This window comes from Agarivorans sp. MS3-6, from assembly GCF_054112545.1.
In genome coordinates this window covers 556,949-583,287 of the sequence record NZ_CM134202.1, presented here as the reverse complement: position 1 = coordinate 583,287, position 26,339 = coordinate 556,949, and the positions used below count along the sequence as shown (strand labels likewise).

The following is a 26,339-nucleotide window of genomic DNA, read 5'->3' as shown; positions in this document are numbered from 1 at the left end:
GCTTGTGAAAAATCTCTTTAAAACTTTAACTCGTCATTTTCTGTTAGCGGTATCTATTGCGTCTCTCAGTCTAAGTGTTGTTCAAGCTAATGAACTGATCCCCGCTTCTCAAGCAGAAGCTCTCGCTGGCCAATCTAGAGTGGCGTCTTCTAGTCAATCAATCAACCCTAGTCAATCAATCAACCCTAGTTCAGCGAATGTATTGCCGGTAGGCGAAGAAGGTCTGCCGCCGCCTTATGGCGCTAATTTGTTTACAGGTGGCTACGAGGCCGAGCGTAGCGATGGGCTAAATCCTGATTATATCGTTGCACCAGGCGATAAGATATCGATAGCAATATGGGGGGCGGTAAGCCATGCTGCTATTGTAACGGTAGATAATCAAGGCAACATTTTCATCCCTGAGATTGGTCCTATTAAGGTATCTGAGGTACCAGCAACAGAAGTAAATAATGTTGTTGCTGGTAAAATTAGAGCGGTATATACCAATAACGTTAACGTGTATGTCAACCTACTAAATGCCACACCGGTTAGTGTATTTGTAACAGGCCCGGTATTGCGCCCTGGTCAATACGCGGGCTTAGCGTCAGACAGCGTACTATATTATTTAAATCGCACTGGCGGGGTAGATTCAGAAAGAGGTAGCTACCGTAATATTACCATCATCAGAAATGGCAAACCATTACAAGTCATTGATCTTTATGACTTCTTAAGAAACGGAGTATTGCCAAAAGTTACTTTCAAAGATAACGACGTTATCTTGGTGGGAGAGCAAGGCCCTACTGTCACAGTAGAGGGGGGCGCGCGTTACCCGTTTCGATTTGAACTATTAGAACAAACATCTTTAGGCCAACGTTTAACTGACTATGCGCGCCCAATGGCTAAAATTAGCCATGTAGCAGTGGCGGGCAATAGAGACTCTGGCCCAGTATCGGTGTATTTACCGTTTAGGCAGTTTCAGTCTTACGAGCTTAAAGATGGCGATACAGTCACCTTTAACGATGATCTACGCCCGCAGGTTGTGGATGTTAAAATATCAGGTAGTTATTTAGGGCCGTCTTATTACACCGTAAATAAAGATGCGCGTTTATTAGAGCTACTTGATTATATTTCTGTCGAACCTGATCTGGCCGATACCCAATCAATTTATATTCAACGTGAAAGTGTCGCCTTAAAGCAAAAAGAACTGATTGAAGAATCGTTACGTCGTTTAGAGCGAAGTGTATTTACCGCGCCCGCGTCGTCAGATGGCGAAGCCTTAATTCGCCAAAAAGAAGCAGAGTTAATTTTGCAGTTTGTTGAGCGAGCCCGTCAAATTGAACCACTTGGTAAGGTTATTTTGGCCTCAAACGGTAAAGTGGCTAATGTAAGGTTAGAGCAAGGCGACGAGATAATCATCCCGCCTAAAAGCGATCTTATTCAGGTGGCGGGCGAAGTATTGATGCCGCAAGCAATTGTGTTTAATGAAAATGCGGTGTTACTCGACTACATAGCCTGGGCGGGTGGATTTACCGAGCGTGCAGATATTGAGCGAATAGCGATAGTGCATGCTAATGGTATGATTGACTTCTCACCTCAGCAAACCTTAGTGGCTGGTGATCAGATCTTGGTGATGCCAAAAGTTGATGCCAAAACGATGCAAACCGTTAAAGATATCACTCAGATTATCTATCAAATCGCTGTTGCTGCTAACGTAGTACTGCGAGACTAATATGCTATCCGCATACTCTGTAGCCATGTGCACCTTTAATGGAGCTCTATTTTTACAGCAGCAGCTAGAAAGCATCGCTAAGCAAAGTCACCCACCTCATGAGTTAGTGGTGTGTGACGATGGCTCAAGCGATAACTCGTTGGCGCTGGTCAGGTTGTTTGCAAAAAATCACCCATCTATCAAGCTTAAATTAGTTGAAAACCCGGTAAACCTAGGGTTTATTAAGAACTTTGAGCAAGCGCTCAGCCTGTGTACCCAAGAGTATATATTGCTCAGCGATCAAGATGACTATTGGCTAAGCAATAGGGCCGAAGTACAGCTAACATACTTGGTGTCACACCCTAATAAACAGATGGTATTTAGTGACGCTTACCGCACCGACGAAGCGCTCAATATCATTCAGCCAGACTTATGGCAGTGTGTGCACTTCTCGTCTTTAAATCAGCAGCGTTTTAATCAACAACAAGCTTTATCGGTATTACTTCGACATAACGTGGTGACCGGCGCAACGGTGGCGCTCACTAAGCAGTTTGTAAAGCAGCAGTTGCCGCTAAATAGTGAATACCCTCACGATGCCTGGTTGGCCTTGAAAGCAGCACAAAATGATGCCATTGGTCTAATACCTGAAAGATTAATTAAATATCGGCAACATCAGCAAAATGCCTTGGGTGCTCAATACGAAAGTACGGCTACGAAGATTAAAAAAGCGCTAACAGGCTATTGGCGTAATCAATTTCCACCTGAGTTTTTTATGCGTTTGAAAGCTTACCAAGCTTTGCTTGACTCAGCGCATTGCTCAAGTGAACAGCGCGCATTAATCTTACAAGTAAAGTCATTTCAAGAGTTTCGCTTGTCGATCATTCAAGGAAAACAAGCCCGTTTAGCTGGCTTTAAATGCTTGGCGCACTATTGGCGGGCCAATTACTATCACTACTATGCAGCAGCAAGTAGCTCATTGCTTAAAGACATACTACGATTAAGCTTCAGTAAAACAAAGTACGCGGGGCAAGGCCAACAGTGAAAGTAGCACATATCATTAATCGTATTGATGGAAACGGTGTGACTAAAGCTGTGTTCAATTTATGTCAAGAACTTGGCTCACGCGGTATTGAATCAGAAATCATTGTCGCAAAACCCACCGATATCTTGCCCCCTGAAGGGGTTAAAATTAGCAGCCTAAACAGTAAAGGTTTGCTTAACAATAATAATAAGAAAACCGATTTAGTTAGGCGAATAGCCAAGTATAGCGTTGGTGGCTTGGTATTTTACAGGTTAAAAGCCAAGCGGAAAAGTGCCGAGCTAGAGCAATTACTGCTAGAAAAAGACATCGACGTGGCTTTTTTACATTGTCATTATTCTAAAGTGCTTTACTCACAAGTCAGCCAAATGCCTTGCTACATGGTGCTGCACAATAAAAAAAGTTTGCAGCTCAAGGCCAAATGGTGGCTGCCGAGTAAGGTCAATATGATGGTGATGGCAAGGTCGATAAAAAACCGACCCAAGCTAGCGGTATCTAAGTCAGTTAAAAATGATATTCGGCGTCGGCTTAAAGTCACCGATAACATGATTGAAGTGATCCCCAATATTATTGATGCTGAAGATATTCGCCTAAAAGCGGGCGAGCAGCTGCTGCCTTTAGCGTTGCAATTGCAGCCCAATAACTATCTTATTGCCGTAGGGCGCTTAGATAAGCAAAAACGCTTTGATAGATTATTAAGAGCCTATGCACAAGCCAAGGTTACCCAGCCTTTGGTGATAGCGGGTGAAGGGCGTTTACGCAAACGGCTTGAGCGTTTAGCTTATGTGCTAAATATTAGCGATAAGGTGCATTTTGTTGGGCATGTGAGCAATCCCTACCCATTAATACAACAAGCCAAAGCATTGTTACTAACTTCTGACTACGAAGGCTTACCAACAGTACTTATCGAAGCCTTATTGCTAAACACGCCGGTTATAGCTACCGCTTGCAGTGGGGTGAGAGAGGCGGTAAGAGGCGCCGTGGGTGCAACCATTGTGCCAATAAGAAATATGCCGTGTTTAGTGGCTGCGATAGTGAGCACTTGCCAACAAGAGCATGTGTTAGTGCATTCGCAAGAGATGGAAAAATGTTTTGCTAAAGAACAAGTGGCTGAGCGTTACCTACATCTGGTGAAGAATGTTAAAGCCCGTTAAATTAGTCCATGTTTTGCCACATCTAAAAATTGGTGGAGTGGAAAACGCTGCATTGTATTTGCTAAGCAACTTACCTGAGCAAATCGAGTATCACCTTGTGTGCTTAGAACAGGCGGAGCAAGGCTTGGTGGACAGCTTACCTAAAGAGTTACTAGGCCAACGGCTGCACATTATCAATGGCAAGCGCTTTAGCCCCATCACTTACTTTAAAGCCTATAAGCTAATGGTTAAACTGCAGCCAGAGTGGGCGATGTTTTCTTTGTGGCGTAGCCAACCGTTGTTATGGGTGATTAGCTTATTCACTGGCATCTCAACCGCGTTCATATTTCACAATAATCGGTTTAAGCATTGGCTGGACAAGCTGAGTAGTCAGTTGTCACTAAGGTTATCTGACAAGGTTTGTACAGATTCTGAAGCCAGCCAAGCCTTTATCATGCCGCTAACGCAGAAAAACGTCTCTATAATCCACCACTTTATACCGCAAGCAAAGGTGCCGGCAGAAAAACACCCAAAATCAATGGTCTTCATCGGGCGTGTTGCCGCTAATAAAGGCTTAAATACAGCCCTGCAACTACTTAGCTTAATGCGTAAGCTAGACAATGGCTGGCGCTTAGATATATACGGCCCCGACGAAGGGGCTAAAGCCGAACTTATCGCTTTGGGTGAGCAGTTGAGCTTGGGTGAACATGTGCAGTTTCATCCGGCGCTGTTACCAAATCAAGTGCCCTTTACGCTAGCCAACTTTAGTTACTTAGTGTTGCCTTCAAAAAATGAAGGCATGGCGATGATCGTATTAGAAGCGATGCAGCAAGGGCTTATTCCTCTAGTGAGGCCGGTAGGCCAAATACCGTTTTACACCAAAAACCTGAAATCTGCTTTATGGTTACCCGATGAAATCGATACCAGTTTTGCACTGCAGTTACAAAAGCTGGATAATAGCCCTCTATTAAAGCAGGACATGCAAAACAACATGCAGCAAGAGTTAAGTGAGATGCCTTCAATTATTAGTGATGTTCTCTCTGAGTTTTCTCTTTCAATTTCGCAACGCAGCCATGCTCAGCGAGTCGCCGTTAAACCTGAAAAGGGTGTTGGTTAATGGCCACAGTATTAAAACGCAGCCGTTTAGCTGTGTGGAAAGATGTAATCTTTGCCATTTTTTTGCGTGAAATTCGTGGACGATTTAATGACAAATTAGGCGTCAGTTGGGCGGTATTAGAACCCGTTCTATTTATACTTATGTTGTCTATTATTAGGGGGCGTCTAAATGGCGGTGAAACTCACACCATCCCTACATTCGCTTTTATGGCCTACGGTATGACGTTAATCCAGTTATTTTTATCAACAATGACCGCGTGCTCTAATTCAATTTCCAAAAATAAGTCTCTTTATGCATTTAGGCAAGTGCAACCGATCAGTTCAGTAGTTGCAGCTGCCTTATTTGAGCTGATCGTAAAAATATTCGTCGTTTTGTTATTATTTGTAATGATGTTTTTATTACATATTGATATCACGTTCCATGATCCTCTAAGTAGCCTTGTAGTGTTTTTGTCTCTTTGGCTGTTTAGTGCTTCACTAGGTCTCATTTTTGGTATTGCGCGATGTTTTGTGAAAGAAGTTAGCAAAGTAGAAGGGGTAATGACACGGCCACTATTTTTTATATCGGGAGTGTTTTTTAGTTTACAAGATATGCCAAAAGACTATTGGAAATATTTTGATTGGAACCCCATTTTGCATGCTATTGAGTTAACCAGACAAGCTGCTTATCCTTCCTTTGGAGCGGTAGGTGTCAGTTTTGGCTTTTTATTAACGGTAACCATAACAACTGTATTTCTCGCACTTTCTATTTATAGCGTTTATTGGAAAAAGGCAATTAGTCGTTGATTAAATTGGAAAATTTGACAAAGTTTTACCCCTCTAAGTTAGGTGACCAATACATATTAAAGAATGTATCATTTACTATTCCAGATGGTCACAATATTGCCATTTTAGGGGCGAACGGAGCGGGGAAGTCTACGCTATTTCGATTATTGGCGGGCAGTGAATACCCTAATCGCGGTAGGGTGGTTACCGACCTGAATATTTCATGGCCTGTCGCGCTCGCGACAGGAATCCATGGAGAGATGACCGGAAGAGAAAATACTCGCTTTATTGGCAGGGTTAATGGTATTGCTGACTTAAGTGCTTTCGAAGCAGACGTTGTCGAATTTGCTGCGCTCGGTGAAAAATTCGATTTACCGGTAAAAGGTTACTCTAGCGGAATGCGAGCCAGATTAGCGTTTGCGTGTTGTATATCTATAGACTTCGATATCTATTTAATCGACGAAGCGACGTCGGTAGGTGATCCTAAATTTAGAAAGAAGGCAAAAGAAGCTCTATTGGAGCGCAGCCAACAGGCCAATGTTATTATGGTAAGTCATGATTTGAGAGAAATTCGACAGTTTTGTGATAGCGCAATTATCTTACATAATGGGGAACTCATGTTCTACAACGACTTAGAAGATGCTATTGAGCAATACCAGGTACTATGAATATGGTTGAAAACACTACAAAAGCGGCTGAAGAAAGCTACTTGAAATTAAAAGCACAAGCATCTGAAGACGAATGGAATCATCCTCAATATGTGAAACAACTGGCAATAGATGTCTCACATACTGACATTTTATTATCTTATCGTTTAATTCAGCGCGCTAAAGTATTGAAAAGTGATGGTCCAGATATTAATCGACTATACAATCAATACAGACTAGTAGCTAAAGCTCAATTTCCCGAAATGTTTGAGCCGGAACGTAGCCAAAAAGTGGTCAGTATAGGGGCTTCCTCAGAAACAGAAACTGCAGAAACTACAGTTAAAAGAAGTTCAATTTTGTCGTTTTTTCTCAAGCCATTAATGGTTCTGGTTGTATTGCCTTGGTTGATCTTTGCTATTTATTTGCTATTTATAGCTAGTCCGCGGTTTGAAAGTAAAATGCAACTCATTGTGCAGCAGCCCGATAGTATGGCTACTATGGATGCTTCCATGGCTATATTAAGTGGGTTAGGAGTTAGCAGCGGCAATACTGACCCTCAGTTAGTAAAGGCCTACGTATATTCAAATGACATGCTCCAATATTTACAAGAACACTTAGGTGTTAAGGAGCATTTTAGTCAACAATCGGTTGACTGGTTTAGTCGTTTATCTAGCGATTCCACGCAAGAAGAAGGGTTTAAATTTTTTCAAAACCAGGTTCAAGTAGATATCGATGAGTCATCTCAAATAGTGACTATTTATGTTAGAGCATTCGAACCAGAATATGCCTTCCAACTTAGTAAAGCGATAGCGCAGAGGGCTGAGTGGTACATTAATTCCATTGGGCACCAGTTAGCAAATGCACAACTTGAATTTATTCAAGGCGAGCATGACTTAGTTGAAAAAAGATTACAAAAAGCAAAGCAAAATTTACTTAGTTTTCAGCAGAAGTATAATCTGTTAGACCCTGAAGCTGAAGGCGCCGCTCTTTCGCAAATTGCTTACGCTATAGAGGGACAACTCGCTACTGCTCAGGCGGAATTAAGAGCGTTAGAATCAAATATGAGTAGTCAAGCTCCGCAAGTAGTAATGGCGAAAGCAAAGTTGGATTCTTTGTATGAGCAATTAGCTATAGAGCGTGAACGATTGACCGTACAGCGGGGCATTAATATAGAAGGCGCTAACTCTGATGGATTGTCTGTTAGTCAGTTATTAGCAAGGTTCACAGGATATAAAATCGAGCTCGAATTAGCTTTGTCTGCTTATACGTCATCTCAGGTATCCTTGGAGAAATCAAGAATTGAAGCATATCGTCAAATAAAGTATTTGATCGGTGTAGAAGCTCCAACAAAACCAGAAGATAATAGATACCCTAAGGTGTCATACAATCTGACATTAGCTGCTGCAGTATTACTGATGTTGTTTGGTATTGGTAACATATTGGTCGCTACTATTAGAGAACTCAATTAAAATATATGAAGCAATCAATTGTCTTGATAATGTAAGTATGGCAGCTACATTGGGCTGCATCCAGTTTATACACAGTAGCTAATAATATATCGGTTAAGTGATTGTTATCCTCTTGCTCGTGAACAGCTAAGGTAAAAATGTGAAAAGAAAAGGAATTATATTAGCGGGCGGCTCCGGTAGCCGACTTTATCCGTTAACTAAAGTAATTAGTAAGCAGCTCATGCCTGTCTATGATAAACCAATGATCTATTACCCGATTTCTACTCTGATGTTAGCGGGCATAACAGACATCTTAATCATTGCTACGCCTGAAGAGTTGCCGCGTTTTAAAGAGTTACTCGGTAGTGGCGAGCAATGGGGGCTAACATTTTCTTATGTCGCTCAGCCTTCACCCGATGGCTTAGCGCAAGCCTTTATTTTGGGTGAAGAGTTTTTAAATGGGGCCTCTGCTTGCTTGGTTCTCGGTGATAATATTTTTTATGGTCACGATTTGAGCCTGTCGCTTAAAAAAGCTAATCAACAACCCACTGGCGCTAGTGTATTTGGTTACCATGTACACGACCCCGAACGTTACGGCGTAGTTGACTTTGATGACAGCGGCAAAGCAGTATCTATAGAAGAAAAGCCAGCAGAACCTAAATCAAATTATGCGGTAACAGGCTTGTATTTTTATGATCAACATGTGGTAGAAATGGCCAAAACAATTAAACCATCACCACGGGGCGAGCTAGAAATTACCGATCTCAATAACCTCTACTTACAAAAAGGTGAATTAAGCGTAGAGCTAATGGGGCGTGGTAGCGCCTGGTTAGACACTGGCACCCACGATTCTCTGCTCGAAGCTGCACACTTCATATCGGTATTAGAAAAACGTCAAGGTTTAAAGGTATGTTGCCCTGAAGAGATTGCATACCGACAAGGGTTAATTAGTGCCGAGCAATTACAAGCCTTAGCCAAACCCATGCTTAAAAATGGCTACGGGCAGTACTTAATGGCCTTAACTAAAAACAAAGTGTTTAGTTAATTTACTGCTTGAGTGTTGATAAGCCCGAAGCCCGAAGCCCGAAGCCCGAAGCCCGAAGCTAAAGTGAGACAGCAATGAAATTTGTAGAAACAGCAATACCTGATGTAAAAATTATCGAACCTACCGTATTTGGTGACGACCGTGGTTTTTTTATGGAAACCTTTCGACAAAGCTTATTTGAACAACACTGTACTAAGCAGCCGTTTGTGCAAGATAACCACTCTAAGTCTAAGCAAGGTATTTTGCGTGGTTTGCATTACCAAACACAGCAAACCCAGGGCAAATTGGTAAGAGTAGTGAGCGGTGAGGTGTTTGATGTAGCGGTAGACATTCGCGCTAATTCACCCACTTATGGGCAGTGGGTTGGGGTGTTATTATCAGCCGAAAACAAACGTCAATTATGGGTGCCAGCAGGCTTTGCCCACGGTTTTTATGTCACCAGTGAAGAAGCCGAGTTTGTGTATAAGTGCACCGACTACTATGCGCCAGAATTTGATGTATCCATTAAGTGGAACGATCCCGCTATAGGTATCAAGTGGCCGCTGGTGAATGGGCTGGCGCCATTAATATCAGAGAAAGATGAAAACGGCTTGGCTTTTGACCTAGCGCCAAAGTTGTAAAAACAATAATAGTTACCATGGCGTACTTGCGATAAAAGCATCGTCGCCATTTAAACCTCAAGGATACTCATGAAAGTACTCGTAACCGGCAAGGGCGGCCAACTGGCTTGGGAACTCGAACAAACAAAGCCTGCTAATGTTGAGTTAATAAGCTTAGGCTTAGAAGAGCTAGACATTACTCAGCAAGTGGCTGTGCAAGCGGCTATCGGTTTGCATAAACCCGACATTGTGATAAATGCAGCGGCCTATACGGCGGTAGACAAAGCAGAAGCGGACCAAGCTACCGCTTTTGCGGTTAATGAGTTAGGTGCCAAATATATCGCCGAAGCCTGCAAGCAGCAGGGGGCGTACTTGATGCATATATCTACCGACTTTGTATTCTCGGGCAATCAAACCACGCCTTATCAGGTGGATGATCAAACTAAGCCGATAAACGTTTATGGCGCATCTAAGTTAGCGGGTGATATCGCGGTAAACGAGACCTTGGCCGAGCAAGCGCTAATAGTACGTACCGCCTGGGTGTATTCGGTAAACGGCAATAACTTTGTAAAAACCATGTTGCGTTTAATGGCGGATAAACCAGAGCTAGGTATTATTTATGACCAAGTGGGCACCCCTACTTGGGCCAAAGGCTTAGCTTTATGGTTATGGGCAATGGTAGCTAAGCAAGCTAGCAATAGCGTAGCAGCAGACCCTCAATGGCAAGGTCGCACGCCTATCTATCATTGGACAGATGCAGGCGTAGCCTCATGGTATGATTTTGCAGTCGCTATTCAAGAGTTAGCCATAGAAAAAGGCCTGCTAGGTAAAGCGATACCCATTAAAGCTATTGATGCTTCTGCCTACCCATTACCAGCTGCTCGCCCTGCGTTCAGCGTTATTGATAAACACACTGCCGAGCAGGCATCCGGGCAAAACACAGTGCACTGGCGTCAGCAATTAAGCAGCATGATGGACCAGTTAGTTTAGCTGAAAGTACTAAGCACTAAGCCCTAAGTGATAGGCTTTTTACGTAAAGTTTTACACTTATAGCGATTAACTTTTGGTTTTATATATTTTAGAGGAAACAATGAGAAATTTATTAGTGACCGGCGGAGCCGGCTTTATCGGGGTTAATTTTGTCCATTATTGGTTAAGTAATAACCCTCAAGATAAAGTGGTAGTGCTTGATGCGCTAACGTATGCAGGTAATAAAGCTAGTCTCGAACCAGTAGCGGCCAACCCTAACTTCAGCTTTGTAAAAGGGGATATCTGCGATACCGAGTTAGTAGAAAAACTACTAAACCAACACCATATAGATACTTTAGTGCACTTTGCGGCTGAATCTCATGTCGACCGCTCTATTACTGGGCCAGATGCCTTTATTGAAACGAATATTATTGGTACCTATAGCTTATTAAAAGCCGCCAAAAAAGTATGGATAGATCAGCCCGCAATAGATGGTAAACCAGCTGTAGCTCACCGCTTTCACCATGTGAGTACAGACGAAGTATACGGAACTTTAAGCCCTACTGATCCTGCATTTACCGAAGATACCGCTTATGCGCCTAACTCGCCGTATTCGGCCTCTAAAGCCGCCAGTGATCATTTAGTTCGCGCTTATCATCACACCTACGGATTACAGGTTACCACCTCTAATTGTTCAAATAACTACGGGCCTTATCATTTCCCTGAAAAGTTAATCCCGCTAATTATCACCAACATTTTGCAAGACAAACCTCTGCCAGTGTATGGCGACGGTCAACAAATTCGTGACTGGTTATACGTAGAAGATCATGCGCGCGGTATTGAACTTGTTCTAAACAAAGGCCGTGTTGGCGAAAACTACAACATCGGCGGCAATAACGAATGGGCCAATATCGATATTGTTAAATTAGTGTGTAAGCAGATGAATAACAAGTTTATTCAGCAACCTCAGCTGGCAGAACAATTCCCTTTAGCGAAACAGGTTTTACATGGTAAAGCAGAACAACTGATTACCTATGTTGAAGATCGCGCAGGACATGACCGCCGCTACGCCATTGATGCTACAAAAACCAATCTTGAATTAGGTTACGAGCCTAAAGAATCTTTTGACAGTGGCTTTGCAAAAACCTTAGATTGGTATTTAAGCAACGAATCTTGGTGGAAGCCATTACTTTAATTCTTCATTTTTTCTATTTTTGTAGGTAATCATTATGAATATTACTCCGGTAATCATGGCGGGTGGCACGGGCAGCCGTTTATGGCCAATGTCTCGCGCATTGCATCCTAAGCAATTTTTAAAATTAACGAGCGACAATAGCATGTTGCAAGAAACGGTAAAGCGCACCGAAGCCTTTACTCAGCAAAGAAACATTGTGATTTGTAATGATGAACATCGGTTTTTGGCCGCAGAGCAGTTAAGAGAAGTGGGCCAACTTGGCCAAATTATATTAGAGCCGGTAGGGCGTAATACTGCTCCGGCAATCGCTTTAGCGGCTTTTCAACTACTTAAACACGATCCCGAATCGATGATGCTGGTGTTAGCCGCTGACCATGTGATTAAAAACCAAAGTGCTTTTGAAGAGAGTGTTGCTAAAGCCTACGTTGAAGCGCAAAACGGTAAAATGGTAACCTTTGGCATTGTCCCCAGACACCCAGAAACCGGTTATGGTTATATTAAACGAGGTCAAGAGACCACACATGGTTTTAATGTTGATCAGTTTGTAGAAAAACCGGATGCAAAAACCGCGCAAAGCTATCTAGATAATGGTAACTACTATTGGAACAGCGGGATGTTTTTGTTTAAAGCGTCGCGCTATTTGGAAGAATTGAACGAGCATAGACCTGACATATATAAAGCCTGTGAAGCTGCCATGGATATTGCCGTTTCAGACATGGACTTTGTCCGGGTCGACAATGACATCTTTTCAGCCTGCCCTTCAGAATCGATTGACTATGCAGTAATGGAAAAAACCACCAGTGCAGTGGTTATTCCTTTAGATGCTGACTGGAGCGATGTGGGTGAATGGTCTGCCTTATGGGACATATCGGACAAGGACTCAAATAGCAATGTTATGCGCGGTGATGTATTAACGCATAATTCTACAAACAGCTACTTTAATGCAGAACAAAAAATGATTGCTGCAGTAGGTGTAGACAACATCGTGGTTATTGAAACTAAAGATGCAGTGTTAGTGGCGAATAAAGACCAAGTACAAGATGTTAAAGCCATTGTAGAGCAATTAAAGGCCAGTAATAGAACCGAACATCATATTCACCGAGAGGTTTATCGCCCCTGGGGCAAGTATGACTCAATAGATTTTGGCAAACGCGACCAAGTGAAGCGTATTTCTGTAAAACCGGGTGAAAAACTCTCCATTCAAAAACACCATCATCGCGCCGAGCATTGGATCGTTGTATCCGGTACTGCTAGCGTAACTAATGGCGATAAAACTATCATTGTTACTGAAGACCAATCTACCTATATTCCTTTGGGTACTATTCATGCCTTGGAGAATCCCGGTAAAATAATGCTAGAAATGATTGAAGTTCAAACCGGTAGCTATTTGGGTGAAGATGATATCGTTCGATTTGAAGACCGTTATGGCCGAATCAAAGGTTAAGATATGACAACTGAAAAAAGTATTACAGACAAAGTGCTGGGTGATAGTAACGTTGCTTTTGGTACCAGTGGTGCTCGTGGCTTAGTGACAGACTTTACGCCAGAAGTTTGTGCAGCATTTACTCATGCTTTTATTGACGTAATGCGCCAAGCCTATCAATTTGACACGATTGCTTTAGCTATTGATAATCGTCCAAGCAGTTATGCAATGGCTCAAGCTTGCGCAGCAGCAGCCAAGCAAGCAAATGTGAATGTTGTTTATTGCGGAGTTATTCCCACCCCTGCATTAGCGTATTCAGCTATGCAACAACATATTCCGTCAATTATGGTGACGGGGAGTCACATACCATTTGACCGAAATGGCTTAAAGTTTTACCGACCAGACGGCGAAATCGGTAAACAGGACGAATCATCAATACTAACGGCGAAAGTACAGTTTGAACCGCTCGCTGACCTTGCCGAATTGCCGATTGATAATGCTGCTACACAACAATACATTGAGCGTTATACCTCACTTTATTCGCAGAATGGGCAAACGGTAAAGCCATTGGCGGGTAAGCGCATTGGTATATATGAGCATTCTAGTGCGGGTCGAGATTTGTATCCTGACATTTTTACAGCGTTGGGTGCCGAAGTTATGTCTTTAGAACGAACCAATACCTTTGTTCCCATCGATACAGAAGCGGTAAGTGATGAAGACAAAGTTAAAGCGCGAAATTGGTCTGAGCAATATGGTTTTGATGCGATTTTTTCAACAGATGGCGACGGTGACCGCCCACTAGTCTCAGATGAAAACGGTGAGTGGTTACGTGGTGATATTCTAGGTTTACTCTGTGCAGATGCGTTACAACTTGACGCACTTGCTGTGCCTGTAAGCTGTAATACAGCGATTGAATTAAGTGGCAAGTTTTCGCATGTGAGCAGAACTAAAATTGGCTCTCCATATGTTATCGCAGAATTTGATAATTTAGCCACAAAATATCAGCGTATTGCCGGTTTTGAAGCTAATGGTGGTTTTTTATTAGGTAGTGATATTGATATTAACAATACCGCGCTTAAAAGCTTACCCACTCGCGATGCTGTTCTTCCATTTATCGCGTTACTTATCGCTGCCGCCGATAACGGGATTGCTGCTTTAGTGGCAAATTTACCGCAGCGTTTTACCGCCAGTGACCGTATTCAAAACTTTGCCACAGCCCGTAGTGTATCTATTTTGCAACAAGGTGCTAAAGATCCCCAAAGTTTGCTAACTCGTTTGGGTTTTACTGATGCACTGGTTGACGGTATAGATACCACAGACGGATTAAGAGTGAATTTAACTAACGGCGATGTTATTCATTTACGCCCTTCTGGCAATGCCCCTGAGTTGCGTTGTTACGCTGAAGCAAGTAACGAACAAACGGCCTCCCAATATATAAAGCAAGCACTGCAAGAAGTACAAAAACTATAATTGAAAAAAACATAGAGGCAATAAATCCTCTATGTTTTATTTCGCTTAGCAGAATAACCAAGGAATAATAATGACATTGTTCGTTTTTTGTGGACTGGATAAGGCCCAAAACCAACAAGCCCTGCAAGATTACTTAGGCAAAAATGATTCAATTAAATATCTCGGCTTGCAGCAGAGCGATTTGCAACTTCAAACGTGTGCTGAACAAATAGTTGCAGAAGCCAATGACGCTTCCGCTACAGCCTATGCGTGCATCTTTCAAGGCGAGTTGAGCACACTGGCTAATGCGGCAAACATTTATCAACATTGCCACTTTATTCATTTTTATTCTGCGCCAGAGTTTTCATGTATTGATGAAGAGGCCACAAAGGCCTGGGTAGGGGCGAGTAATCAGCTTCTAGATGTACATTTTTCAAACTTACCGCGTTCAACACTGTTTAACCAACATCAGGTGTTTAACAATACTCAGCAGTGGGGAGATATTTTTAGCCGTTTGTTTAATGTGTCTTTAGCTCATTTTTCACAGACAAGCGAAAGCGATTTTGAAGAGCTAATGACAGTGCTCTCGTGTTGTATCCGAATATATAGCAACCAAGAAGTGCAGGCTTTGTACGAACAGCTTGAAAGCGCCTCATGTTTGCTTAACAAGGCATTTGAGCCAAGCTTTAACGCTAGGCAGCAGAACTACCTAACCGAGTTGCAACAGCTAAACGCGCTATCGCAAATAAAAGCAACGAAGTACTCAGCTCAAATTGAGGATGTAGAGTCTAGTCGAAATGAGCTAAAGGCCGATAATGCACTTGCACTACTTCAAATCCACCAGCTTCAAGAAGAGCTAGAGCAAACTTATGTTAAAGAGCGGGACACTCACCAGAAACTTAGCGAAGACAATTACCAGCTGAAACTGGCTGCTGAAGCTAAAGAAGGCGACCTGCAGGATGAAGTAAAGCGCCTAGAGTCTCAAATGGCTAGCTTGGAAAGCGAAAGAGAGCTTGCACTTCTGCAAATTCATCAGCTTCAAGAAGAGTTAGAGCAAGCACATCTCAATGCTAGTGGTAACAGCCAGCAAGCAAATGCAGAGAGTGTAAAACTGCAAAAAAATGCTGAAGTAAAAATATCTGAGTTATCGACGGAAGTGGCTAAATTAGCGGCTAATAAACGAGAGCTTGAAGCTGAAAATGAATTGGCATTGCTACAAATTCATCAGTTGCAAGAAGAGCTAGAATTTTACTATGTAAAGTGCCAGCAAGGCGCAGTTTGGACACCTTTAAAGGGCGTAAAACCTAAAACAGTTCCAAACCATTTACAGCAAAGCATGACTATTATGAAATTAGTGCACTGAAATAATGGTTTCGCTGTCTAACAAATATTTGGTGGTACTCGACCCTGGTTTAAGAGAGCTAGGCGGGCACCACCCCGCGTCGATTAAATCGATAGCACAGGCCTCGCAACATTTAACCGATTGTCGCTTATTAGTATATTGTAATCAGCAATGTCCGGCTGGGTTTGCTCAACAACTGGAGGCTGAGAACGTAGAAGTATTACCGGTGTTTAAAACTGACTTTTATCAGTATTTTTATCATCAGCCCTCACCGCAAGATCTATTCGCGTACATACAGCGATTAGCGCAAGAGTATTATGATGCGATATTTGATGCTGTTGGCAAATTATCAGAAGCTGAAAAAATCACTTTTTGGTGTCATACCGTAGACTGGCCACACGCGCACGCTATTAGCTTAGCGCTTAGCTTGTTAGAACAAAAATGGGGTGAACCTTGTTTTCTAGATAAGGTGAACATCAATATTTGCCTTATGTACCACCCTTATCGCCAGTTGGTTGAAAATGAAACCGCGATTATCAAACAAAAGATGCGCTTTGAAATACCCCTGCGCAGACTGGTTCAGTTTCCTAATGTTGCCTTATATGGCGCTGATGCCGAAATTATAGGCTTTGCTCAAGGGCTTGCTGGTGGAGAGGTGGGCTTACAACCATGCTTGCTGCTAGGTGATTTAAGTCGAGACAAGGTTAAATGTATTGATAACGTAAATAAACAAATTATTTTGTATGTTGGCGATGCAAAAGAAAACAAGGGTTTTTGTGAGCTACCAACCATGGTAGAGGGCATATCACAACGATACCCTAATTGGCAGATAGTGATACAATACTCGATAAATAAAGAAGCGGTACACTTAGTGACGATAGACCAACACTTGCAACTGTTGAATACTCAGCGCGCCAATTTAACACTTATACGCGGTTTTATAGAGCATGAACAGCTGATGCGCTTGTTTAAGGACAGCTCAATCATAGCATTTAACTATAATAACGACGTGTACCAATATCAAAGCTCAGGTGTTCTTTGGCTAGCCGCTCACTTTAAATTACAGATTATTTGTTTTTCTGATACTTGGGTCACTAGAGAAGCAAAACGGCTCGGCTTAGCGGTTATTAAGTGGGCATTAAATGACAGATATGTTGGCAGTGCTCCCCAAATGGTTTCTGAACCCAATGAGAACCCATATAGCATACAACTGTATATGCCATTATCTCAATGGCTAAAAAAATGTTTGGGCGTTTAATATTGAATAGTTAACAAGTAAAGTTTTCTAAAAGTACCATGCCTCTAAGTGCAACGGGGTGAACATAAATGTATAATTTATTCCTGATGTTTTTGAAGATAAATAGACGACAAAAGGGCTTTAACCAAGGTTGATTATGACTGAACAGCAAATAAAAACCACTGAGAAATCAGCAGCGTTAGATGTAATTGTTCATTTGGGGGCGGGCAGTGGCCAAATGTTAGACAAATATCTATCAAGTGGTGCTAAGCAAATATATTTGTATGAAGGCAACCCTGATACTTATGACTCTTTGCTTACAAAATGCAGTGCTTATTCTAATGTGACAGTGTTCAACCAAATTATTACGCCTAACCAAGAAGCGACGACCTTCACTTGTATTAAGCCTGCCCAATTCAGCGGCGTTGATACCTCGTGGCTTGACGGAACGTTTAATCAGGCCACTGTAGATAAAAGGATCCCCGCTGAAAAATTTACTATTACACAGTTACTTGAGCAACACCCAGAGTTAACACAAGAGTCGGTTCAGGCTAAGTTAGTGATAGAGCTCAACGGTATAGAGTGCCAATTGTTAGCCTGTTCAAGCCATGAGCAGCTGAGTAATTTTCAATCTATAGACTTGTATGTTTTTAAACAAAGCCCAAGCGCTGAATATGAAGAGCAAAAAAACTTAGTATTAAGCGGCTTATCATATAGCGGTTTTACGCTATCAAATTTAATGCAAGGCCCCTTCTTCAATTTATATCAATATACAAAAAGCACCACGGAATTAAGCCTTGAATCGACTTTTCTCCAATCTTTACAGTCATTTTTTAGTGAGCCTAAGCAAAAAGAATTTGCTGAATATCAGCAGCAAGTTTTGGAACAGTTTACTGAATTAGCATCTGAAATTGACCAATTAGAATTGGGTAAGCAACAAACCCTAGAGCGCGCTACTACCTTAGAGCAAGAGTGCAAACAGTTAACGGTGAAACAGGCCGAGCACAGTAAACAGAAAACTGACCTAAACAAACGGCTAGAACAACTGCAAGCCAGTGCACAAAGCGACAAGAAAAAGCTTCAATCCCAGGTATCAGCCTTAGAGGCTGACAAGCAACAAGCGATAGAGCGAAATACTCACTTGGCTAAAGAGTGTGAACAATTAACGGCGAAGCAGGCCGAGCTCAGTAAAGAGAAAGCTGAACTAAACAAACGCCTAGAACAACTGCAAGCCAGTGCACAAAGCGACAAGAAAAAGCTTCAATCCCAGGTATCAGCCTTAGAGGCTGACAAGCAACAAGCGATAGAGCGAAATACTCACTTGGCTAAAGAGTGTGAACAATTAACGGCGAAGCAGGCCGAGCTCAGTAAAGAGAAAGCTGAACTAAACAAACGCCTAGAACAACTGCAAGCCAGTGCACAAAGCGACAAGAAAAAGCTTCAATCTCAAGTATCAGGCTTAGAGGCTGACAAGCAACAAGCGATAGAAAGAAGTAACCACTTAGTTAAAGAGTGCGAACAGTTAACGGTGAAGCAAGCCGATCTCAGTAAAGAGAAAGCTGAACGAAACAAACGCCTAGAACAACTGCAAGCCAGTGCACAAAGCGACAAGGAAAAACTTGAATCTCAGGTATCAGCCTTAGAGGCTGACAAGCAACAAGCACTAGAACGCGTCACTACTGTAGAGCAAGAGTGCGAACAGTTAACGGTGAAGCAAGCTGTACTCAGTGATGAAAAAGCTCAATTGAGTAGGCTTTGTGAAGAGCTCAAGGCAGAGAATATAGCGCAAGAAAAAGAGCAACAACGCCATAATAGTGATTTTGAACAGCTTAAAAGTAGCAGCAAAGCCAAAGAGTCTGAATTGATATCTAAAGTCTCAAAAATTGAGGTGGAGGTAGCAAGTTTAACGGCTCAGCGCAGTGAGTTAAAAAATGAAAACGCTGAACTAACTCGCTCGAGCCGTTTAGGCCAAAAAATGCTGACCAAATCGCATATTGATCTTGAGCATTTAAGAGAGAAATATGCAGAGAAGTTAGATTCTGAAGCAAATTTAGTCGACCTTATAAAAGAGCTACGCGCCAAGTTAACCGTTGCCTCCCAGTACTATTACCAACTGCAACAAGAGCACCCTGAGTTAATGAATAATGACCACTCTGCAAATGAGTAAGGGGTGCTGTGATGAGTAATAACTTTAATAAGTTTAAACAGCAAATAGATCAAGCTTTAGCACTGGTAGAAAGCGCGGCGGGGGTGGACATACCGCAATTGCCGCAAGAAGCTAACGAGCAGTTTGTGGATACGCAGTCTTTGCTTGAGAGGTGTGAGCGTGTTTGCAAACAACATGAAGATAAAAAGCCAACGATAAGAATCATTCATCACTTAGCGTGCAGTGGTGGTACCTTAATATCTAAATGTATATCAGCAATGCCTAATGTATATTTGTTGAGTGAGGTACATCCTTTTACAGACCTTGCTATAGGGACAGGACAACCCAAATACGCACCATCGGATATAATATCTTTATCAAAATATGCTGGAATTCCTAAGCAAAAACAGTTGGCGGCCAAACTATTCAAAAATGCGATTAGTGAAGTATACAGTCATGTCGAGAGTATGGGGGGTGTTTTAGTATTGAGAGACCATACACACGCTGACTTTAGCACTACTGATGAAATACCAGAAAAAAGCACAATAGTATCAATTCTTGAAGATGATTATAATGTCGTATCGGTCTTAACTATTCGGGATCCAATCGATTCATATTCGTCTTTAGTCAAAAATGGATGGGTACATTTCAAGCCGCAAACCTTTGACGAATATTGTAGGCGGTTGTGTCTATTACTTGAACAGTATGACAAAGATAGAGTATTTAAATATGAAAAATTTGTTGAGAATCCTCAACAACAAATGCTGATGATAGCTAAGATGTTGGAGCTATCCTTTAGTGATGAATTTGAAGACATATTTGGTATGTTTAAGGTCACTGGGGATAGTGGTAGGAGTACAGATGTTATAAGTGCTAGACAAAGATTGTTTCATCAAGATGTCAAGTCAGAAAGTGTGTCTTCCGAGTACTTCAAAAAGATAACCAAACTTTTGAGCAGAGTTTAATTGCGTAGCTCAAATTGCTTAGTCGGATATATAAATAATCAATAAGTTGTTCAAGAAAGAGTTGAGATATATTTATGAGAAAAATAATAGTGTATGCAACTTGCCAGGGAGTTCCATTTAGGGATTTTTTGTTGCTGTCAAATGACATAAGTAATAATTATGAGGTTGAGTATATTTCAAATTTTTCGTCACCAGGAAAGGCTAACCTGTCAATAAGTGATGATAGCTTATCTAGTTGCGATGTCTTTATATATCATCCAACTAAAGATTTAGACATTGAAGTAATAAAAAGGAAATTACCTAAGTTAGCTAAAGTTTTAAAAATACCTTATGTGACGTTTAGTTCTTATTGGCCAGATTTTTCCATTATAGCAGATAAGCCTCTAGGTAAATCTGAAGAATATCCCTATGGGAAAATACCCTATCGTAGCTTTATGCTTGATGAAATAGCAAGTGGTGACGGTTTGATTTCAGAAGCTATAGATGAATATTTAGGTTTGGGTGACGCTATTAGTAACGCTTGTTCTCTACGGTTAATAAAAGATTTAGATTATTTGAAAAAAATGGACGAACTGGAAGGGCCGTTTTTAATTAAGGAATATATCGAAGATAACTATAAGCGGAAAAGGCTTTTTCATATATTCAATCATCCCAAAAATGAAATATATTTTATATTAGCAAACCAGTTTTTAGAGTTTATGGGGTATGAGATGTTGGATGGTTCATCATTATGTAAGGTAAATGGTCATTTGATGCAAGAATTGCCAATTCATCCAGCAACAGTCAATTTCCTTGGGCTAACATTTTGTGATGATAATACCCGCTATCGTTATTTGGGGGATGAATATACTTATAAATCATTTGTTGAGCAATACTTGGGGTTTGTAAATGATGAAGAATAAGCTGGATTTCGTATTTTTTAAGGTCATGGTTGATTATGTTTGATAGATTATTGGGAGCGGATGTTGAGAAGCTCATGTATGCTGATTTATTTCTTTTAAAGAAAAAGGATAAAGGCCAGATTGAGGAAATAAAAAAAAGTTGGCTTAATGAACTTCTTTACTGTGATGTTAAAGTACCGTGCTATAAGGAACAAGATTTTTTGTTCTTTAGAACGTTGAGGAGAGATGACTATAGAAATTTGTTTCATTCGATATCTTCTCAGTGTTTTGGTGATAAAATTCATGTGGAGGATTTCATCACTCGTTCTTCAATAATGAATTTAGACGCCTCTGATTTTTTAAAAAATAACTATGGTCTAATGAAATACTTTCGCAGCTATGAAAGTGACCTGAAGATTTGTTTAGCTATCCGTTTTATTTACTATTGTTACATAGTTAGTAAAGTGGCTCATTTCTCAGTAAAAGTATTAGTTACTTTTTCAGATATGCAGCCAATTGATTACTTAAGTACTCTATACTTTAAAGGTCGAGGGGTCAAAACTGTAACGCTGCAGCACGGGCTATACGTTGAATACAAAGATATTGATACGGTTAATATAGTTAACTATATTAATCAACCATCAGATTACTTTTTAGCGTGGGGTGATAACACGAAAAAATTAATCGAAAGATATAATTGTAATTCTCAAGTGAAGATTTGTGGTAAGCCAAATATTCGAAGAGCGACCACAAGCCATAGTAAAACAATCTTAATTATTTTTGATCAAGAAGTGTTTTCTGAGAAGAATATAGAAATGTACAACATAGTCAGCGGTTTTTCACTTGGACATGATTTTGATGTTTTCGTTAAATTTCACCCACATAATAATATAGCGGCTTACGAAAAGAAACTTAAGAACTTAAATTCGACTAATAATGTTTATGGGCACTCTATCGTTATTGGGCATACTTCATCATTGTTATTTGAATTGCATGCTATTGGTCAGCTTGTTTTTCAGTATAAAACCAATATACCCACAATAGACTTGGCAGAGAATTGTCAGTTTGATTCGGTAAATTCTTTGGGGCGAAGATTCGCTTCAAAAGAAAATGTTGAAATTAATGATGATGTTATTAAATATATATCAGATGACTCATCTGAAAAATACAAAGCCTTTTTCGATTCACTCCTTCCATCGGGGGGGGGGGCTTTTTTCTCAATAATTATACCGTGTTTTAATTCTCTGATGACTTTATGGAAATCGATTGATAGCCTTAAAGAACAATCTTTCGAAAATTTCGAGGTTATTATCATGGATGGGCAATCAACTGATGCTACAGTTGCATTCGCGTTATCTTATATAGGTGAAGACTCTAGATTTAAAATCTACTCTTCAGAAGATAGCGGAACTTATGATGCCATGAATAAAGGTGTCAGTAAGGCTTCCGGGGAATGGGTTTACTTTATGGGAAGCGATGATCGCTTTAACGACAGTGACGTATTGGAAGACGTCCATAGTTCGCTGTTACAATGTGAAAGAAAAGATATTGGAATGATATATGGCAGTGTTGAAGTTGTAGGTGATGTTAAATGGGCTAAAAATGGTACCATCTATGATGGCGAGTTTGACACCAATAAAATTAAACAAAAAAATATTTGTCATCAAGCGATATTTTACAACCGAAAAGATAAGTTGAAGCATCTACCATATAACTTGAAATATAAATTGTGTGCTGATTGGGATATGAACTTGAAGGTTTGGTCTTCACATCATCCGCTATATATCAATCGAGTTATTGCTAAGTTTTTAGCTGGCGGCCAAAGCACTGATGGTTCCGATCCACTTTTCGGAAAGGATTTTAAAGCAAATATAAAAAATTATTTTTGTTAATTGATAAATCACTTTGAGAATATACATTAATGGATAGCAAAAAGGTAAGGGCAATAGCATTTTATTTGCCTCAATTTCACCCTGTCAAAGAAAATGACAACGCTCACGGAAAAGGCTTCACTGAATGGACTAACGTGACTAAAGCACAACCATTGTTCCCTGGGCATGTACAACCCAAATTGCCTCGAGATTTGGGATTTTATGATTTGCGTGTTCCTGAAACAAGGAGAGCGCAAGCTGAACTAGCAAAAGAGCATGGCATCGAAGGCTTTTGCTACTGGCACTATTGGTTGGGTAATGGGCGACGCCTACTAGAGCGACCGTTTGATGAAGTTTTAAGTTCAGATGAGCCTGATTTCCCTTTTTGTTTAGGTTGGGCGAACCATGACTGGACCGGCAAAGGCTGGATGGGGGGAGCAACAGGGGAGGATATTATCCAACAATACCCAAGTAAAGAAGATGCGCTCCAGCACTTTAACTTCATGCTTAAAGCTTTCAAGGATAAGAGGTATATCCGTATTCACGATAAGCCAGTGTTAATCATTTACCGCCCTCAGGAAATTCCTGATTGTAAAAAATATTTGGAATATTGGCGAAGTTTGGCAGTGGATAATGGTTTAAAAGGCCTTCATATTATAGGTGATGCACCCGGTACTAGTAATGAAACACTTGGTCTTGATGGATGTTTGTTTTCTGGACAGAGACATTTACCTAAAGAAGTCTGGGATGAACAAAGCGGTTGGGATAAGTTGCATAGCAAACAATTAAAAAAAGTTCCTTATCGCAAAGTTATGAAACACTTGGTGAAGCCTGGAGGATATGGAGATGGGGATTATCCAGTTATCATTCCTAATTGGGACACTACTCCAAGGCTTGGTGATGATGCGATGGTTTTTTATGATGTTCAACCTGAGTATTTCAGAGTTCATGTACGCCAAATATTAGATGCTGTAAGCCATCGCTCTCCTGAAGAAAATTTGGTATTCATCCGAGCCTGGAATGAGTGGGCCGAAGGCAACTATTTGGAACCTGACCAAGAGTTTGGTTTGAAAATGTTGGAACAACTTAGTTTAGAACTTAACTCAGGAGAATAGACGTGAAATCTTTTATTTTAGATTGTACTTTAAGAGACGGTGGTTACTATAATGACTGGGACTTCGATCCAGAAGTTATTGCGCTTTATCTTAGTAGTGTCGCAAATGCAAAAATAGATTATGTTGAGTTGGGCTTTCGCAGCTTTGCAAAGGTTGGTTTCTTGGGAGCATTTGCTTATACAACCGAAGGTTTCATTGACTCTCTAAATCTACCTGCTGGTCCTACTTATGGTGTGATGGTGGATGCCAAGACTATCCTTGAATCAGGTATGGCAATTGAAGAAGCTATCGATGAGCTTTTCGTTCCAGCTGCTAACAGTAAAGTTGCCCTAGTTCGGGTCGCTGCCCACTTTAATGAGGTCGAGTTCTCGGCCTCTATCGTATCTCGCCTCAAAGAATTGGGCTACATCGTAGGCTTCAATCTAATGCAAGCTGGCGGAAAAGCGGATAATGAAATTGCGGATAAGGCTCGTCTCGCGGCGAGTTGGGAAGGTTTGGATGTTCTTTATTTCGCAGATTCACTCGGTAACATGGATAGCCTAGAAGTGCAGCGTATCGTGAAAGCACTACGCACTCACTGGACAGGCCCTTTGGGCATTCATACTCATAATAACATGGGTAAAGGTTTAGATAACACTCTTGCAGCAATGGAAGCGGGGGTATCTTGGCTTGATACCACCGTAACTGGAATGGGTCGTGGTGCGGGTAATACTCAAACCGAATGCTTACTAGCTCACTTAGGTAAAGGCGATTCTAAGTACCAACCGAAACCAATTTATGAGTTGGTAATTCGTCACTTTGAAGCAATGCAGAAAGAGTACGGTTGGGGTAGTAACTTGCTTTACTTTCTTGGTGCTCAAAATGACGTACACCCTACTTATATTCAGAATTTATTGTCTAGCACCCACTTTGGTACAGATGAAATAATTGGTGCGATTGATTATTTAAGTAAGCAGGAAGGCTCGATGTCATACAACGGCGCTGTGTTAAATACTGCTCTGAGCTTTTCTGGTACTAAAGCGGAAGTGACTGGAAGTAAAGATGCGCAAGGTCTTTTCGATGGTAAAAATGTGCTTATTATTGCTAATTCGCCAAATATTGAGAAGTATGTTTCAGCGATTGAGATGTACATTAAAAACGTGCGACCAGTTGTTATCTCAATCAACACAACTGCGCTCATCGCTCCTGAGTTGATTGATTATTATGTGATTTCTCATAACTCGAAATTTTTGTCTGAGTCCCAGCTTTACAAAAAACTTAATAAACCAATTATTCTGCCAAAATGTCGTTTTACAACGGCTGAACTTTTTGAGTTGGATAGTGTAAATATTATTGATTACGGGCTTAAGGTGGCTAAGGATAGTTTTTCAACCCATGGTACTTATACAACAGTACCGTATGACATCACTACTGCTTACATTCTTGGTGCCTTACTCGAGTCCGATATCGACTCGGTTTCTGTTGTTGGCTTTGATGGTTACGCTCAAGACGACGTTCGCCAACAAGAGATGGTAGATATTTTAAGTTTGTACCTTTCCCATGAAAAGAGTCTAAAAATCAATGCCTTGACTCCGACTAGCTACCCGATACTTAAAGGCTCTGTTTATGCGCCTGTTAAGTAAATACGAAGTATATATTTTTGACTGTGATGGAGTCATTTTAGATTCAAATCAATTGAAAATTGAAGCTATGAGAAATGCGCTGGAAGCGCATTTCTCAGCTCAGGACCTCATCACTGAATGTGTAGATTATTTCCGTCATAACTTTGGAAAATCACGCTTTCATCATGTAGCCTATTTTCTGGATGCGATTATTAAGGTTGAAGGAACAAAAAAACAAGAATTTGAGCAACAGATTTTGGCAGACTTCTCAAAACAGTGTCGTGCGTTATACCTAACTGCTGAGTTGACACCTGGCTTTATAGCGTTTCTTAGCCATTGCAAAGGAAAGCGATATGTCGCGAGTGGCTCTGAGCAAAGTGAATTAAGAGATGTGTTCGCTCAACGAGGTTTAGACGGCTATTTTGATGGTGTTTTTGGTTCACCGACACCTAAGGTTGAGTTAATCCAATATATTCTTGAGCAAGAAAACAGCACTAATGCGGTTATGTTTGGTGATGCTGAATCCGACATGCTTTCAGCACAAAAGAACCACATCGATTTTGTGTTCTATTCACCTTATTCTAATGTCAAAGAGAAGATGCTTGAGCAATGCTCTTTGCATCAACACTTGATTATCGATGACTTTTCAACTGTGAGAATCTAATT

The 26,339-nt window shown here is 41.1% G+C and carries 22 protein-coding genes; all 22 read left to right on the top strand.

Annotated features, from left to right (window positions below; genetic code table 11):
* Positions 1-4 precede the first annotated feature (4 nt).
* The 22 genes from ACVFI8_RS02700 (at position 5) to ACVFI8_RS02595 (ending at position 26,337) form a co-directional block, all read left to right on the top strand.
* The gene (locus ACVFI8_RS02700; RefSeq protein ID WP_457872978.1) at positions 5-1,708 is read left to right on the top strand and encodes a polysaccharide biosynthesis/export family protein; all 1,704 of its coding nucleotides are present in this window, start codon (positions 5-7) and stop codon (positions 1,706-1,708) included.
* A 1-nt stretch (position 1,709) separates the two neighbouring features.
* The gene (locus ACVFI8_RS02695; protein ID WP_457872977.1) at positions 1,710-2,729 is read left to right on the top strand and encodes a glycosyltransferase family 2 protein; all 1,020 of its coding nucleotides are present in this window, start codon (positions 1,710-1,712) and stop codon (positions 2,727-2,729) included.
* A complete protein-coding gene (locus ACVFI8_RS02690) occupies positions 2,726-3,880 on the top strand; it encodes a glycosyltransferase (protein WP_457872976.1) in 1,155 nt (384 codons plus the stop codon). The genes ACVFI8_RS02695 and ACVFI8_RS02690 overlap by 4 nt, the downstream gene beginning before the upstream one ends.
* Positions 3,864-4,976: a glycosyltransferase family 4 protein gene (locus ACVFI8_RS02685; RefSeq protein WP_457872975.1), complete on the top strand. Its 1,113-nt coding sequence runs from the start codon at positions 3,864-3,866 to the stop codon at positions 4,974-4,976. The genes ACVFI8_RS02690 and ACVFI8_RS02685 overlap by 17 nt, the downstream gene beginning before the upstream one ends.
* Positions 4,976-5,761 (top strand): ABC transporter permease, encoded by a 786-nt coding sequence (locus tag ACVFI8_RS02680; protein ID WP_457872974.1) that lies wholly within the window; start codon positions 4,976-4,978, stop codon positions 5,759-5,761. Before ACVFI8_RS02685 ends, ACVFI8_RS02680 begins: the two co-directional genes overlap by 1 nt.
* Complete coding sequence (locus ACVFI8_RS02675; protein ID WP_457872973.1) at positions 5,758-6,408, top strand: ABC transporter ATP-binding protein; 651 nt, start codon at positions 5,758-5,760, stop codon at positions 6,406-6,408. Before ACVFI8_RS02680 ends, ACVFI8_RS02675 begins: the two co-directional genes overlap by 4 nt.
* Before the next feature lie 2 nt (positions 6,409-6,410).
* A complete protein-coding gene (locus ACVFI8_RS02670; RefSeq protein WP_457872972.1) occupies positions 6,411-7,856 on the top strand; it encodes a lipopolysaccharide biosynthesis protein in 1,446 nt (481 codons plus the stop codon).
* A gap of 139 nt (positions 7,857-7,995) precedes the next feature.
* Complete coding sequence (gene rfbA / locus ACVFI8_RS02665; protein WP_457872971.1) at positions 7,996-8,880, top strand: glucose-1-phosphate thymidylyltransferase RfbA; 885 nt, start codon at positions 7,996-7,998, stop codon at positions 8,878-8,880.
* A gap of 74 nt (positions 8,881-8,954) precedes the next feature.
* A complete protein-coding gene (gene rfbC / locus ACVFI8_RS02660; RefSeq protein WP_457872970.1) occupies positions 8,955-9,500 on the top strand; it encodes a dTDP-4-dehydrorhamnose 3,5-epimerase in 546 nt (181 codons plus the stop codon).
* Between the two features lie 69 nt (positions 9,501-9,569).
* Positions 9,570-10,469, top strand: coding sequence for a dTDP-4-dehydrorhamnose reductase (gene rfbD / locus ACVFI8_RS02655; RefSeq protein ID WP_457872969.1), 900 nt, complete (start codon positions 9,570-9,572; stop codon positions 10,467-10,469).
* A gap of 100 nt (positions 10,470-10,569) precedes the next feature.
* Positions 10,570-11,643, top strand: coding sequence for a dTDP-glucose 4,6-dehydratase (gene rfbB / locus ACVFI8_RS02650; RefSeq protein ID WP_457872968.1), 1,074 nt, complete (start codon positions 10,570-10,572; stop codon positions 11,641-11,643).
* A 34-nt stretch (positions 11,644-11,677) separates the two neighbouring features.
* Positions 11,678-13,087: a mannose-1-phosphate guanylyltransferase/mannose-6-phosphate isomerase gene (locus ACVFI8_RS02645; protein WP_248714970.1), complete on the top strand. Its 1,410-nt coding sequence runs from the start codon at positions 11,678-11,680 to the stop codon at positions 13,085-13,087.
* A gap of 3 nt (positions 13,088-13,090) precedes the next feature.
* The gene (locus ACVFI8_RS02640; RefSeq protein ID WP_457872967.1) at positions 13,091-14,536 is read left to right on the top strand and encodes a phosphomannomutase; all 1,446 of its coding nucleotides are present in this window, start codon (positions 13,091-13,093) and stop codon (positions 14,534-14,536) included.
* Between the two features lie 70 nt (positions 14,537-14,606).
* The gene (locus tag ACVFI8_RS02635) at positions 14,607-15,878 is read left to right on the top strand and encodes a hypothetical protein (protein ID WP_457872966.1); all 1,272 of its coding nucleotides are present in this window, start codon (positions 14,607-14,609) and stop codon (positions 15,876-15,878) included.
* A 4-nt stretch (positions 15,879-15,882) separates the two neighbouring features.
* Positions 15,883-17,115, top strand: a complete 1,233-nt coding sequence (locus ACVFI8_RS02630) for a hypothetical protein (RefSeq protein ID WP_457872965.1) — start codon at positions 15,883-15,885, stop codon at positions 17,113-17,115.
* Positions 17,116-17,251: 136 nt separating this feature from the next.
* Positions 17,252-19,261, top strand: a complete 2,010-nt coding sequence (locus tag ACVFI8_RS02625; protein ID WP_457872964.1) for a hypothetical protein — start codon at positions 17,252-17,254, stop codon at positions 19,259-19,261.
* Between the two features lie 11 nt (positions 19,262-19,272).
* Entirely contained in the window at positions 19,273-20,205 is a 933-nt protein-coding gene (locus ACVFI8_RS02620) for a hypothetical protein (RefSeq protein WP_457872963.1), read from the top strand.
* A 74-nt stretch (positions 20,206-20,279) separates the two neighbouring features.
* On the top strand, positions 20,280-21,107 hold the full coding sequence (locus ACVFI8_RS02615; RefSeq protein ID WP_457872962.1) for a WcbI family polysaccharide biosynthesis putative acetyltransferase: 828 nt from the start codon (positions 20,280-20,282) through the stop codon (positions 21,105-21,107).
* 35 nt (positions 21,108-21,142) lie between these two features.
* Positions 21,143-22,978, top strand: a complete 1,836-nt coding sequence (locus ACVFI8_RS02610; protein ID WP_457872961.1) for a glycosyltransferase family 2 protein — start codon at positions 21,143-21,145, stop codon at positions 22,976-22,978.
* A gap of 29 nt (positions 22,979-23,007) precedes the next feature.
* Positions 23,008-24,072, top strand: coding sequence for a glycosyltransferase WbsX family protein (locus ACVFI8_RS02605; RefSeq protein WP_457872960.1), 1,065 nt, complete (start codon positions 23,008-23,010; stop codon positions 24,070-24,072).
* Positions 24,073-24,074: 2 nt separating this feature from the next.
* Positions 24,075-25,694 (top strand): aldolase catalytic domain-containing protein, encoded by a 1,620-nt coding sequence (locus ACVFI8_RS02600; RefSeq protein ID WP_457872959.1) that lies wholly within the window; start codon positions 24,075-24,077, stop codon positions 25,692-25,694.
* Positions 25,678-26,337, top strand: a complete 660-nt coding sequence (locus ACVFI8_RS02595) for an HAD family hydrolase (protein WP_457872958.1) — start codon at positions 25,678-25,680, stop codon at positions 26,335-26,337. Before ACVFI8_RS02600 ends, ACVFI8_RS02595 begins: the two co-directional genes overlap by 17 nt.
* The last annotated feature ends 2 nt before the right edge of the window (positions 26,338-26,339 follow it).